At 42.9% G+C, this 13,886-nt stretch carries 14 protein-coding genes and 1 pseudogene; 14 read left to right on the top strand and 1 reads right to left on the bottom strand.

Features of this window, described 5'->3' with window-relative positions; translation table 11 throughout:
* The first annotated feature begins 354 nt into the window (after positions 1 to 354).
* On the top strand, positions 355 to 837 hold the full coding sequence (locus tag DDV21_RS09690) for a hypothetical protein (RefSeq protein WP_116878339.1): 483 nt from the start codon (positions 355 to 357) through the stop codon (positions 835 to 837).
* Positions 838 to 1,416: 579 nt separating this feature from the next.
* On the opposite strand, the gene DDV21_RS09685 is transcribed toward DDV21_RS09690, so the two are convergent.
* Positions 1,417 to 2,106 carry an XRE family transcriptional regulator gene (locus DDV21_RS09685; RefSeq protein ID WP_116878338.1) on the bottom strand — a complete coding sequence of 230 codons (690 nt, stop codon included), beginning with the start codon at positions 2,104 to 2,106 and terminating at the stop codon, positions 1,417 to 1,419.
* Between the two features lie 128 nt (positions 2,107 to 2,234).
* On the opposite strand from DDV21_RS09685, the gene DDV21_RS09680 reads away from it, so the two are divergent.
* The 13 genes and pseudogenes from DDV21_RS09680 to DDV21_RS09620 all read left to right on the top strand — a co-directional run bounded on the left by DDV21_RS09680 (position 2,235) and on the right by DDV21_RS09620 (position 13,886).
* Positions 2,235 to 2,471, top strand: a complete 237-nt coding sequence (locus DDV21_RS09680; protein WP_116878337.1) for a GlsB/YeaQ/YmgE family stress response membrane protein — start codon at positions 2,235 to 2,237, stop codon at positions 2,469 to 2,471.
* 145 nt (positions 2,472 to 2,616) lie between these two features.
* Entirely contained in the window at positions 2,617 to 2,883 is a 267-nt protein-coding gene (locus DDV21_RS09675; protein ID WP_116878336.1) for an ACT domain-containing protein, read from the top strand.
* Between the two features lie 15 nt (positions 2,884 to 2,898).
* Positions 2,899 to 4,236, top strand: a complete 1,338-nt coding sequence (locus tag DDV21_RS09670; protein ID WP_116878335.1) for a PFL family protein — start codon at positions 2,899 to 2,901, stop codon at positions 4,234 to 4,236.
* A gap of 78 nt (positions 4,237 to 4,314) precedes the next feature.
* Entirely contained in the window at positions 4,315 to 5,010 is a 696-nt protein-coding gene (locus tag DDV21_RS09665) for a histidine phosphatase family protein (protein ID WP_116878334.1), read from the top strand.
* A 161-nt stretch (positions 5,011 to 5,171) separates the two neighbouring features.
* Positions 5,172 to 5,750: pseudogene (locus DDV21_RS09660) on the top strand (M15 family metallopeptidase); the annotation flags it as partial.
* Positions 5,751 to 6,335, top strand: coding sequence for a glycoside hydrolase family 73 protein (locus DDV21_RS09655; RefSeq protein ID WP_116878332.1), 585 nt, complete (start codon positions 5,751 to 5,753; stop codon positions 6,333 to 6,335).
* A gap of 150 nt (positions 6,336 to 6,485) precedes the next feature.
* Complete coding sequence (hrcA, locus tag DDV21_RS09650; RefSeq protein WP_116878331.1) at positions 6,486 to 7,520, top strand: heat-inducible transcriptional repressor HrcA; 1,035 nt, start codon at positions 6,486 to 6,488, stop codon at positions 7,518 to 7,520.
* Positions 7,521 to 7,542: 22 nt separating this feature from the next.
* Positions 7,543 to 8,070, top strand: coding sequence for a nucleotide exchange factor GrpE (gene grpE / locus DDV21_RS09645; protein ID WP_116878330.1), 528 nt, complete (start codon positions 7,543 to 7,545; stop codon positions 8,068 to 8,070).
* A gap of 243 nt (positions 8,071 to 8,313) precedes the next feature.
* Positions 8,314 to 10,152, top strand: coding sequence for a molecular chaperone DnaK (gene dnaK, locus DDV21_RS09640; RefSeq protein ID WP_116878329.1), 1,839 nt, complete (start codon positions 8,314 to 8,316; stop codon positions 10,150 to 10,152).
* 250 nt (positions 10,153 to 10,402) lie between these two features.
* Complete coding sequence (gene dnaJ, locus DDV21_RS09635) at positions 10,403 to 11,536, top strand: molecular chaperone DnaJ (RefSeq protein ID WP_116878328.1); 1,134 nt, start codon at positions 10,403 to 10,405, stop codon at positions 11,534 to 11,536.
* 392 nt (positions 11,537 to 11,928) lie between these two features.
* Positions 11,929 to 12,678, top strand: coding sequence for a tRNA pseudouridine(38-40) synthase TruA (truA, locus tag DDV21_RS09630; RefSeq protein WP_116878327.1), 750 nt, complete (start codon positions 11,929 to 11,931; stop codon positions 12,676 to 12,678).
* Complete coding sequence (locus DDV21_RS09625) at positions 12,668 to 13,435, top strand: bifunctional hydroxymethylpyrimidine kinase/phosphomethylpyrimidine kinase (RefSeq protein ID WP_116878326.1); 768 nt, start codon at positions 12,668 to 12,670, stop codon at positions 13,433 to 13,435. The genes truA and DDV21_RS09625 overlap by 11 nt, the downstream gene beginning before the upstream one ends.
* Positions 13,422 to 13,886 carry an ECF transporter S component gene (locus tag DDV21_RS09620; RefSeq protein ID WP_116878325.1) on the top strand — a complete coding sequence of 155 codons (465 nt, stop codon included), beginning with the start codon at positions 13,422 to 13,424 and terminating at the stop codon, positions 13,884 to 13,886. Before DDV21_RS09625 ends, DDV21_RS09620 begins: the two co-directional genes overlap by 14 nt.

The raw sequence follows: 13,886 nt of genomic DNA, 5'->3' as shown, positions 1-13,886 counted from the left end.
TAATAAAAAGAGATAACAGGACAAAGATTGCGATTTTCCGAAAAATTGCTTTCTCTCCACTCTCTGCTTTTCAAGTCTGAACTGAAATCATTACAGCTGACCAGATTATTAAAAACCTATGAGAGTTACTGGTTTTGTCTCTCTGTTTTTTAGTGAGCCAAGAAAGTCTGGATGTTTATTCCTCTTAACCAGTTTTTACTAAGGAACAAGTAAGAACTGGCAGGAATACTGCTGTATCAAAAATATACTTTACTGCTGCTTCGGCTATATTCTGAGAATATGACAAAAATGTCATGTTCTTTTTGTTTGCAATTATTTATACTATGCTTATCTTAGTTAAAGGAGTGATTCTGTATGCGGGAAGATGAATTTGACAGTTTATGTAAAAAAGTTAGGCCGATTATTTTAAAGTTAAAACGCAGTTATCACATCCATTTGTGGGATTATAATGACTGGCTGCAGGAAGGAGATATCGTCCTGTTCAGTCTTTTGTATGAACACCCGGACCTATACTATGATGAACTGAAATTGTATGTCTATTTTAAAACCAAATTTTCTAACTATTTAAAAGATGTTATTCGCCAGCAGGAAAGTTATAAACGGAAATTTAATAAAATGGCTTATGAGGAGATTAGCGAAATAGGGCATTGTGTGAGCGATAAAAGTTTAGCATTAGATGATTACGTTGCTTATAAAGAAGTCATTCAGGAAGCGGAGAATAACTTAGATGGGAAAGAAGAGCGTGAAATGTTTCAAAAACTCTTACGCGGAGAACGTTTTGCCGGGAGGCAAAAAATGATAAAAAAACTCCGTCCCTTATTCAAAGATTTTAAATAAAATTGACATTCTAAACGGATAAAAGCTGCGGTGAAATGCAGCTGTCGCGCAGACATTGAGAACCTCCAGCAGAGATATCTGCATTGGAAGCAGTGCAGACTAAAGGCTTCATGCCGCCTGCAGGCAGCTTAAGAGTCATTCAGCGTGCCGCCATCTGCCTATTAATCGTAATAAAGTAAAGAAAACGAGGCAGGGATAATCTGCCTCATTTTTTTAAAGAGATGAGTTTGGCGCGGTGATTGATGGGAAGTTCTTATCCCTTGTCGCTCAAGGGATAGCGATCTCTCTAATCAACTGTGCAGAGGCGGGGCGGCAAAATCGAAATTATCATAAAATGACGATTTACCGATTTTTGTCCCACTCCCTTCCTGACTGAGCTCAATGATCTTGCTTTCGACACCAGATGTGCTTATCATAGACAGTAGTGCATTGACCAAAGAACATTTCCGGACGCTTAGCAGCAGGGAAAAGAAAGCTGTTAAAAATCAAAACTAAGTGAGGGCTGAACGGCCTTTTAATAATTAAAACGGCGAAATGCTGCGGCTGTCCATATAGCAACACGGTGTAGAAACCATTCTTCTAACTTTCAAGCGGCATAAAATTACCTACGATTAAGCCGATAATTCGCGGATTTTCATCGTAAGGGGCGAATTTGTCTGCATAGCGTTTATTAATAGAGACCAAACGCAGCCCGTCTTCTTCGCGGTACACTTTTTTGATGTAAGTCTGTCCATCCCATTCGACCGCATAAATCGCACCGTCATAATCAAAGCCGGTTTGCTTTATAAGAGCAACCTCACCATTTAAAAAGGTTGGTTCCATAGAATCACCGAAAACCCATGAAGCAAAATCGTGATCAATCTCTTCATCGTAAAAAACGGTATCAAAATTACCGTCCCCGAAATACGCAAACCCCGTTCCGGCTGATAATTTCTCAAATACTTTGTAGGGATAGCGTTTAGGGCCAAACTCGGGTTCGGCTATTTTGCCTTGTCTTGTGAGTAAATCCTGTGAAAAGTCCATTACCTTGTCCTTGTTATTTTGGTTTAATTGTGTATAAACTGTTACAATGTCATGTTCAGATAAAAAATAATTTGGTGTGACTTGCAGCAATTCTGCTAATTTTTTTAGATTTTTTTGATTAGGTTTGGTTTTGCCGTTTTCCCAATTGCAGTAGGACGGTCTGGAAATATTTAGCTCTCTTGCTAAGAAGGCCTGTGTCAGCTTTAACTGCTGCCGTCTTTCTTTTAATTTTTTGGCTGAAAACATAAAGCACCTCCTTTGTTAGTTTATAAGCTAACTATAGTTTACCATTTTTTGACAGAAATTCAAGATGTCTCATAAAGTTTTTATAGAGATTTGGCTTTATGCTATAATAAAGGACAAGGAGGGAAAGTATGATTTGGTCTTTACTTATCGGTGCGTTTATCGGAATGCTTGCAGGAGCTATCACTAATAAAGGCAGTTCTATGGGCTGTTTGGCTAGTATTGCTGCTGGTTTGTTGGGTTCTTTTGTCGGGCAGAGTTTGTTCGGCGCTTGGGGGCCGTCTTTAGCCGGTATGTATCTCGTACCTTCGATTTTAGGGGCTGTTATTGTTATTGCGGTTGCTTCTTTCTTTACTGGTGAGAGATAGGCAGGTTTAGCAGCCTTATCCTCGTTATGTGATGAAGCTGCTGCCATTCTAAAATCAAACAGAGAGCTTGTCAGGGATTATTGAGAAAATAGAACTGGCTATGAAAATATGGTAAAATGAGAACAATATAAGCGGAGGTTTACCTATGAAGGCGATTATTACAGTGATCGGAAAAGATAAAACAGGCATTGTAGCAGGAGTATCAGCAAAAATTGCAGAACTGGGTCTAAATATTGACGATATTACGCAAACGGTTCTGGATGACTATTTTACAATGATGATGCTCGTTTCAGCATCGGAGAAAAAAGATTTTACTTGGCTGCGCTCTGAATTGGAAGCACTCGGACATGATTTGAACGTGAAAATCAATATCCAAAGTTCTGCTATCTTTGATGCAATGCATAATTTATAAGCTAGGAGTAGAAGAATGAATATTAAGCAGGTTACTGAAACCATTGAGATGATTGAAGAGCAGAATTTTGATATTCGGACAATTACAATGGGAATTTCCTTGCTGGACTGTATTGATCCGGATATAGAATGTGCGGCCGATAAAATTTATGAAAAAATTGTTACAAAAGCTGCGGATCTCGTGGCCGTCGGCGACGAAATTGCTGCTGAATTAGGTATTCCTATTGTAAATAAACGGGTATCTGTAACTCCCATCGCTTTAATCGGTGCAGCAACTTCTGCGACAGATTATGTCCCGCTGGCTAAAGCTCTTGATAAAGCAGCACATGAGATTGGGGTAGATTTTATCGGCGGTTTCTCCGCTTTGGTACAAAAGGGCTACCAAAAAGGCGATGAGATTTTAATTCGTTCGATTGCCCCTGCTCTTGCAGAAACCAGTAAAGTATGTGCTTCCGTCAATATAGCTTCAACCAAATCAGGCATCAATATGACCGCTGCAGCTGATATGGGCCGTGTGATTAAAGAGACCGCCCATTTATCGGATTTAGGAGCAGCCAGACTGGTTGTTTTTGCTAATGCAGTTGAGGATAACCCTTTCATGGCGGGTGCTTTTCACGGTGTAGGCGAAGCAGATGTTGTTATCAATGTCGGAGTCTCGGGCCCCGGAGTGGTTAAACGTGCCTTAGAAAAAGTACGGGGGGAGAGTTTTGATGTCTTAGCTGAAACGGTGAAAAAAACAGCATTTAAAATTACGCGTATCGGTCAGCTTGTCGGTCAAATGGCTTCAGAACGCCTTGGGGTGAAATTCGGTATTGTTGACTTATCACTGGCACCGACTCCTGCCGTTGGGGATTCGGTTGCGCGTGTTTTAGAAGAAATGGGGCTGGAAGCGGTCGGAACTCATGGGACAACAGCGGCGCTGGCTCTGCTGAATGATCAGGTGAAAAAAGGCGGTGTTATGGCCTGCAATCAGGTTGGCGGTCTGTCAGGAGCTTTTATCCCGGTTTCCGAAGATGAAGGCATGATTGCAGCGGTAAAAAACGGTTCTCTGAATTTAGAGAAATTAGAGGCTATGACAGCTATTTGCTCTGTTGGCTTAGATATGATTGCTATTCCGGGAGATACTCCGCATGAGACCATTGCTGCTATGATAGCAGATGAAGCTGCCATCGGGGTAATCAATCAAAAAACGACAGCTGTACGTATCATTCCTAAAGGAAAAGAAGGGGATTTGTTAGAATTTGGCGGTCTTTTAGGATCAGCCCCGGTTATGGGAGTAAATCAGTCTTCTGCTGCCGATTTTATTGGGCGCGGCGGCCAAATCCCAGCCCCTATTCATAGCTTTAAAAATTAAAAGATATGCACTTGCTGATTTTTGCAAGTGTTTTCATTTCATGTTATAATGAAAAACAGAGTTAGCGGAGGGAAAAGTATGAAGAAAGTGACACTCTATATTGCACGCCATGGGAAAACAATGTTTAATACAATCGGGCGGGCTCAGGGCTGGAGCGATACACCCCTGACTGCACAGGGAGAGCAGGGAATTCGTGAACTTGGCTTAGGTCTGAAAGAAGCCGGACTTGTATTTGACGCTGCCTTCTCAAGCGATTCCGGACGAACCATGCAGACGATGGAAATTATACTAAAAGAATGCCGGCAGGAAGGAATCCCATACAGCCGTGATAAACGGATACGGGAGTGGTGCTTTGGCAGTTTGGACGGCGGTTACGACGGAGAGCTTTTTTACGGTGTGCTGCCAAGAACGAAGGCTTTTGAGAATGGCCGTGATATGAAGGATGTTCCTTATCCGGAGCTGGCAGAAAGTCTTGTTGAGGTTGATACAGCTAATTGGGCAGAACCTTGGCCTGTTTTACGCAAGCGGATTTACGATGGATTTGAAGCGATTGCCAAGACAATCGAGGGTCAGGGCGGCGGCAATGCCATTGTGGTGAGCCACGGAATGACCATTAATACGTTTGTATGGCTGGTAGATGCTAAGCAGCCGCGGCGTTCTCTGGATAATGGCTGTGTAACAGTTGCCAGCTATGAAAACGGTCGCTTTACACTTGAAACAGTCGGTGATATGTCTTATCGGCAAGCAGGAAGAAAGATTTTAGAAAACGAATGAAAAAACGAAATTTACTGACCTCTGTATTGTTCCTTGTCATGTTATCCGTGGCAGCTTTAGCTGTTTATCTCTTTAATTATCAAGGCGGAGAGAACCCAGGTGGTTCGGCTTCAAGTACTGTTTCGTCAAGTGCTGTGGAAGAGGAACAAACGGATTCTGCTTTGCCTGATGTGTCGGCAGATGACTGGGAGTTGGTTCTTGTTAATCGGAATAATATAACTGATGAAATGAATCCTGTTTTGACAGACGTTGATGGTGTATCTGTTGATTCGCGGATTGCAGATAATGTCCGTGCATTTTTAGCTGCAGCTCAGACGATTAACAGCAGGGAGCATTTGATATCAGGCTATCGCAGTGTAGCTTATCAAGAAGAATTGTTTAATACATATGTCAGTCAAGAGCTTTCTAGCGATCCCAGTTTGACTCAGAAAGAGGCAGAAGAGCTTGTTAAAACTTATTCTCAGCCGGCCGGAGCCAGTGAACATCAAACGGGTTTGGCAATTGATATGAGTACAGTGGACTATCTGAATGCCAGTGACCCAGATGTGGCAGCCCAGGTAGCTGTTCTTGCACCTGATTACGGCTTTGTGTTGCGTTTTCCTGAGGGGAAATCCCGCTTTACAGGGGTTGATTATGAGGACTGGCATTTTCGCTATGTAGGGACTGAATCAGCTCAGTATATGACCCAAAATAATCTGACCTTAGAAGAATACATTGCCTTGTTAAAGGAGCGTGATTAATTGAGAAGACGGCTTTCTTTTGCATATTTTCTGGCTTTTGTTTTCATTTTTGTTTTGGTTTTTTGGCTGCCTTTGTCTTCCCGGACAGGGATCCCCAGCAGTACGGAAAAACAGTCTGTTGCCTATACAAAAGAAGAGTTTATTAGAGAAATAGCCCCCACTGTCCAGAAAGCGGCGGCCTCTTACGGGCTGAGGCCTTCTGTGATTCTCGGACAAGCCGTCTTAGCTTCAGATTATGGGAGAAATCTGCTGGCGGTCAAGTACCATAATTTATTTGGCATCGCAGCCCAGCCCGGTGATGATTTTATTGACTTGAAGACTGAGCTTTATGAAGATAATGTCTGGCAGACACGCAGTAAGCGTTTTAAAATTTACCGTTCTTGGGATGAAGCTATTTATGATTATCTTGATTTACTGAAATCGGGTGATCTATGGGGCGAACGAGTCTATGTGCAGATGGCAACACTAAAAGGCTATAAAGGCCCAGCACAGTCTTTGCAGGGAGCGGGTTTTAGTACAGATCCTGATTATGCCTTGAAATTGACTCAGCTTATTGAAGAAAATGATTTAACACAATATGATTAGCAGAAATTTTAGCACTCTTCTAAAAAGAGTGCTAAAATTTTGTGTTTTTCTCTTGACAGTCTTCCTAAAAAGAGTATAATAAAAACATAAGTTAGCAGTCTAAGGTGAAGAGTGCTAACTCTGAAATGATTTGAAAGGAGGGATTGGTTTGTGATTACTCCGCGTCAAAATGATATTTTAAACCTCATTATTGAAATGTTTACTCAGACGCACGAACCTATTGGCTCCAAAAAACTGCAGGCCGTTATTGATTCGAGCAGTGCTACAATCAGGAATGATATGGCTAAGCTTGAAAAATTAGGTTTGCTTGAAAAAGCTCATACATCAAGCGGCCGCATGCCAAGCCCTGCCGGCTTCAAATATTTTGTTGAGCATTCACTCAGTTTTGACAGTGTTGACGAGCAGGATGTCTATCAAGTTATTAAAGCTTTTGATTTTGAAGCATTTAGGCTTGATGATCTTTTGCAGCGGGCCAGTCAGGTTTTATCAGAGATGACAGGCTATACAGCTGTTGTCCTTGATGTTGAACCTGCTCAGCAGAAGCTGACAACTTTTGAGATTGTTCAGTTGAGCAATCATGATGCTCTTGCTATCTTAACACTTGATGAGTCAAAACCAACGACTGTGCAGTTCGCTATTCCGAAAAATTTTCTGACACGGGATTTGCTGATCTTGAAGGAAATTGTTGATGAGCGTTTGCTTAACCGCTCTGTAATGGATATTCATTACAAACTGAGGACGGAAATTCCGCAGATTGTGCAAAAATACTTTGCAGTGACCGATAATGTTTTGGATCTGTTCGATTATATTTTTGCGGAATTATTCAAGGAATCGGTGTTTGTGACAGGTAAAGTCAACTCTTTAGAATATGCTGATTTAAAGACCTATCAGTTTTTAGATGATTCTCAGCGTGTTGCTCTTGCGCTGCGCAGCAGCATACAGGAAGATGAGATGGCCAGTGTCCAAGTTGCTGACAGCAAAGAATCTGCTCTGGCCGATGTCACGCTCTTAACTCATAAATATCTGATTCCTTACCGAGGATTTGGTCTATTGGCTTTAATCGGCCCGATTGATATGGACTATCGCAGGAGTGTCAGTCTGGTTAATGTGATTGGCCGTGTCTTGGTTATGAAACTGGGGGATTATTACCGCTATCTGAACAGCAATCATTACGAAGTGAATTAATAAATAGAAAGAGGTTGAAATCTTGGCAGAAGATATCAAAAATGAAGAAATGGAACAGGAGCCTGTAACAGCAGAAGAGCCTATACAGGAAGCAGAAGAAGCCAGTCCTGAAAAATCAGAGTTAGAGCTGGCAAATGAGCGGGCAGATGATTTTGAAAACAAATATTTACGCGCCCATGCCGAGATGCAGAACATTCAGCGCCGAGCTAATGAAGAGCGGCAAAGTCTGCAGCGTTACCGTTCTCAGGACCTTGCCAAGGCTATTTTACCGAGCTTGGATAACCTTGAACGCGCTCTGGCTGTAGAAGGCTTAACAGATGATGTTAAAAAGGGTCTTGAAATGGTTCAGGAAAGTTTGCTTCAGGCCTTAAAAGAAGAAGGTATTGAGGAAGTTGAGACTGACCGTTTTGACCACAATTTTCATATGGCTGTTCAGACTTTGCCGGCAGATGATGACCATCCCGCGGATACTCTTGCTGAGGTCCTGCAAAAAGGCTACAGGCTGCACGAACGTCTGCTTCGGCCTGCTATGGTAATTGTATATAATTAGGCAGGCGGCAGTGTCTGCAGAAACAGAGGCTATGGTTTTTCCTGCTTCTGTGGTTGTAAACTTGACCGAAATGTCGGTAAACTATAAATGAAATAGAATGGCAAATCAAAGGGCTGAACAAACTGTGCTGCAGATGACAGAGTCTGAAGCAGACCAGAAAAAACAGATTTCTGAATCCGTACTCGGTTTTGCTATCTACATTTATCTAAAATAAAGAAAAATTAATTATACGAGGTAATATACATGTCTAAAATTATTGGTATTGACTTAGGAACGACTAACTCAGCAGTTGCAGTTCTTGAAGGAACTGAAAGTAAAATTATTGCAAATCCGGAAGGCAATCGTACAACGCCTTCAGTGGTATCTTTTAAGAATGGTGAAATTATTGTAGGGGATGCTGCTAAGCGCCAAGCGGTGACAAATCCGGAAACAATCCTTTCTATTAAGTCTAAGATGGGGACTTCAGATAAAGTTGCCGCTAACGGAAAAGAGTATACACCGCAGGAAATTTCTGCGATGATTCTGCAGTATCTTAAAGGCTATGCTGAAGATTATCTTGGCGAAAAAGTGGATAAAGCGGTTATCACAGTTCCTGCTTACTTTAATGATGCTCAGCGCCAAGCGACAAAAGATGCCGGTAAAATTGCCGGGCTCGAAGTGGAGCGTATCATTAATGAACCAACTGCAGCCGCTCTTGCCTACGGTCTTGATAAAACAGATAAAGATGAAAAAGTTTTGGTCTTCGACCTTGGCGGAGGAACTTTTGACGTCTCAATTCTTGAGTTAGGCGACGGAGTTTTTGATGTATTGGCTACCGCTGGTGATAATAAATTGGGCGGTGATGATTTTGACCAAAAAATTATTGACTTCTTAGTTGAAGAGTTTAAGAAGGAAAATGGTATCGATTTAGCTGCAGACAAGATGGCGCTTCAGCGTCTGAAAGATGCTGCGGAAAAAGCTAAGAAAGATTTGTCGGGTGTTACGCAGACACAAATCAGCTTACCGTTTATCACTGCTGGTGATGCAGGCCCTCTGCATTTAGAAACAAATCTTTCCCGCGCTAAGTTTGACGATTTGACGAGCGATCTTGTTGAACGCACTAAAACACCTGTTCGTCAGGCACTGTCAGATGCCGGATTATCGCTGTCAGAAATTGATGAAGTGATTTTGGTCGGCGGTTCAACCCGTATTCCTGCAGTTGTAGAAGCTGTCAAAGCTGAAACAGGCAAAGAACCTAATAAGTCTGTTAACCCTGATGAAGTTGTTGCTATGGGGGCTGCTATTCAAGGCGGTGTGATTACAGGTGATGTGAAAGATGTTGTCCTGCTTGATGTTACTCCGCTGTCACTGGGTATTGAAACGATGGGCGGCGTCTTCACTAAGCTTATTGACCGCAACACAACTATTCCAACGTCTAAATCACAAGTCTTCTCTACAGCAGCAGACAATCAGCCGGCGGTGGATATTCACGTGCTTCAAGGGGAACGCCCTATGGCCGCAGATAATAAAACACTTGGCCGCTTCCAGCTGACTGATATTCCGGCTGCTCCTCGCGGTGTACCACAAATTGAAGTGACTTTTGATATTGACAAAAACGGTATTGTGTCAGTTAAAGCTAAGGACCTCGGTACTCAAAAAGAACAGCATATTGTTATTAAATCCAATGACGGTCTCAGTGAAGAAGAAATTGACCGTATGATGAAAGATGCCGAAGCAAATGCTGAAGCAGATGCTAAACGTAAAGAAGAGGTTGATCTTAAGAATGAAGTTGATCAGGCTATCTTTGCAACTGAGAAAACAATTAAAGAAACTGAAGGTAAAGGTTTCGATACAGAGCGTGATGCTGCTCAGTCTGCTTTAGATGACTTGAAAGCTGCTCAGGAATCAGGCAATCTTGATGATATGAAAGCTAAGTTAGAAGCACTTAATGAAAAATCTCAGGCTTTAGCCGTAAAACTTTATGAACAGGCTGCAGCCGCTCAGCAAGCACAAGCAGGTGCCGAAGGCGCTCAGGCAGAAAATGCTGCTGATAATAAGAGCGGTGACGATGATGTTGTTGACGGCGAATTTACAGAAAAATAAATTCATCTAACTTTGTTTTGAATTTTAATTCCGCAACTTTTCCTGACTGGCAGTCTGCAATCTGAAAGGCTCACTCGCCCGTCAGGAACAGTCTGCAGTTTTAATTCCGCAGCATTTATTTTGCTGCTAAAGATGATTGATGCAGTCTCTTGCTGACTCAAGACGGCTTTAATATATGCATGAAATCAATCATACTGAATCAGAGGTTGACAAAAATAACAACCTCTGTTTTTGAATAAAGGACAAAAATATGAACAATACTGAATTTTATGAACGTCTAGGCATATCAAAGGATGCTTCACAAGATGAAATAAAAAAAGCCTATCGTAAAATGTCTAAGAAGTACCATCCAGATATCAATAAAGAAGCAGGTGCTGAGCAGAAATATAAAGATATCCAGGAAGCTTATGAGACTCTGGGTGATCCGCAAAAGCGTGCCAATTATGATCAATATGGTGCAGCAGGCGCTCAAGGCGGTTTCGGCGGTGATGCTGGCGGCTTTGGCGGCTTTGACAGCAGCGGTTTTGGCGGTTTTGAAGATATTTTTTCAAGCTTTTTTGGTGGCGGTACCAGCCGCAACCCTTCTGCTCCCCGTCAGGGTGATGATCTGCAATATCGGCTGAATCTTCAGTTTGAAGAGGCTGTCTTTGGAGTGGAGAAGGAAGTCAGCTACAACAGGGAGTCTTCGTGTGCGACCTGTTCGGGAACCGGTGCTAAGCCGGGGACAAGTCCGGTTACTTGTACTAAGTGCCATGGTTCTGGTGTGATTAATGTTGATACCCAAACCCCTCTTGGTATGATGCGCCGTCAAGTGACTTGTGATGTCTGCCATGGTACAGGCAAAGAAATTAAAGAACCTTGTGCAACCTGCCATGGTACAGGACATCAGACACAGACCCATAAAGTATCTGTGAAAATTCCGGCAGGGGTTGAAACTGGGCAGCAAATTCGCTTGCAGGGGCAAGGTGAAGCTGGCTTTAACGGCGGACCTTACGGAGATCTTTTCGTGATTATCAATGTCCTGCCAAGCAGCCAGTTTGAACGTAATGGCTCGACAATTTATTATCAAATGGATATCAGTTTCGTCCAGGCGGCTCTCGGTGATACGGTAGAAGTTCCAACTGTTCATGGAGATGTTGAAATGTCTATTCCGGCAGGGACACAAACAGGGAAAACCTTCCGTTTGAAAGGCAAAGGAGCACCTAAACTGAGAGGAAACGGTCAGGGGGATCAGCATGTGACGGTTAATATTGTAACGCCAAGCAAGCTGAATGATGCCCAGAAAGAAGCTCTCAGAGCTTTTGCTGCAGCAGGAGGGGATAAAGTCCATCCAAAGAAAAAAGGTTTCTTTGATAAAATGAAGGATGCCTTTGAAGAAATTTAGACTACATTACAGAAATCAAAAAGAGGAGGAGCCCAGTCTTTGGTTGAGACAGCCCTCTCTTTTTTGTTAAGATAGAAAGACCGACTAAAAATCCGTATGAAAAGACGGTAAGCCAGAAATCTTTGATTTCGTTGGCGCACCTCTGTCAAGATGGCTAGAAGGGTGCGGTCGGCTACCAAGACGACAAAGTCTTCCGTCAGCTTGCGACAATTTACCGATTTTTATCTCACTCTTCTATTCTCTTGAGACAAGAAAGTGAGGGAAACTTTGTCGTTTGGAGTTCTGCCCCGCTCCCAGACGTCTCTGTCTGGTGAGCAGCGGGGCGGTTTGTATGGGGACAGATGGCTTAATCCAGACTAGAGTCTCTGATAGAGAAATGATAAAATAGTGGCATGGTACGATATAAAGCTATTATTTCTTATGATGGGACAGATTTTTCCGGTTTTCAGAGGCAGCCGCGACAGAGGACAGTGCAGGAAGAAATTGAGAAAACACTGCTGCGGTTAAACAGCGGACAATCAGTAACTGTACATGGTGCCGGCCGTACTGATGCCGGTGTTCATGCTTATGGTCAGGTTATTCATTTTGATCTGCCTCAGGCGAGAGAGCTTGAGAAACTGCGATTTGGGCTTGATACACAGACGCCTGATGATATTGATGTGATAAGTGTTCAGGAAGTTTCGGAAAACTTTCACGCTCGTTATAATAAACACTATAAGACCTATGAGTTTCTTGTGGATATCGGCCGGCCTAAAAATCCATTGCTGCGCCATTATGCAACGCACTATCCCTATCCTCTGACCTTTTCGCTGATAGAGGAGGCTATTAAGGATTTGTTGGGGACCCATGATTTTACAGGATTTACAGCGTCCGGAAGCAGTGTTGTCAACAAAGTTCGAACGATTAAAATGGCAGATGTTCGTTTTGAAAAAGAGAAACAGCTTCTGGTTTTTACCTTTTCTGGGACTGGTTTTCTTTATAAGCAGGTGCGCAACATGGTGGGAACTTTGCTTAAAATCGGGAATGGTAAGCTTCCGGTTGGTCAGATTAGAACTGTTTTAACAACTAAAGACCGAACTCTGGCCGGGCCGACAGCAGCAGGGAATGGTCTTTATCTGAAGGAGATTATCTATGAAGAATAATTATATCTTAACGATAGCAGGCAGCGACATTCTCAGCGGCGGCGGATTTCAGGCAGATTTGGCTGTTTTTTCGCAGTACCGGCTCTTTGCTTTTCTTGCCCAAACCTGTATGACCAGTTTGGAACAAGGACATTTAGCTGTTATACCGACTGATTTAACGGTTTTTAACAAACAGCTGGAAAGTCTTGCTGATATTTCCTTTACAGCCATTAAAATTGGTCTGCTTCCGGCTTTAGATACAGCGAATGGAGTTCTGGATTTTATCAAGACCCAAACTGATGTTAAGGTAGTGCTGGATCCTGTCTTGGTTTTTAAAGAGAATGGGGACAGAGAAATAGCAGATATGCGGGATAAACTGCTTGAATTCTTTCCTTATACTGCTGTGATTACGCCCAATCTTCATGAAGCGGAAATCTTATCCGGCTTATCTATTAACAGTCTGGCTGATATGCAGGCTGCTGCCCGAACTTTACATGAAAAAGGTGCTAAAAGGGTTGTGATTAAGGGCGGAGCAAGGCTGGATCCGTCTGCGGCCGTTGATGTTTTCTATGATGGTGAAACGATGCTGGAATTTACCAGCCCTTTGCTTGACCGCAACAATAATGGGGCCGGCTGCACTTTTGCTGCCAGCATTGCCGCTCAGTTGGCACTCGGCAGAACGCCTGCAGAAGCAGCAGAACACGCTAAAGCTTTTGTTTATCAGGCTATTGCGCACTCAAATGAATACGGGGTGGTACAATATTATGGGAAAGAGTAAAACGAGGGAATTAGCTGTTTTAGCTGTTCTGACAGCCCTAAGTGTGGTCTTGGCCTTTATTCATCTGCCAACACCGACAGGCTATCTGACTCTGTTAGATGCAGGGATTTATTTTACAGCCTTTTATTTAGGAGCTAAGCCGGGAGCTATTGTTGGCGGTCTGTCAGCTTTTTTGATTGATCTTTTGCTGGGCTATCCCCATTATATGTTCTATAGCTTAATCGCTCACGGTTTGCAGGGCTTCTTTGCCGGCTGGGCGGGAAGGAAGCGGCTGCCAGGCCTGCTGCTTGCTGTTCTGGCTATGGTTGGGAGCTATTTTCTTTCGGCGCTGCTCTTGGGCTATGGCTGGGGAGCGGCTTTGGCTGGTATTTGGGGCAATATTCTTCAAAATATTTTTGGGCTGTCAGTCGGTGGTTTTCTTTTTTTGGCTTATATCCGCTTGGAAAAATGA

Source organism: Streptococcus chenjunshii, from assembly GCF_003086355.1.
Lineage (GTDB): Bacteria > Bacillota > Bacilli > Lactobacillales > Streptococcaceae > Streptococcus > Streptococcus chenjunshii.
The sequence above is the reverse complement of the archived record's forward strand: the minus strand, read 5'-3'. Positions and strand labels throughout refer to the sequence as shown.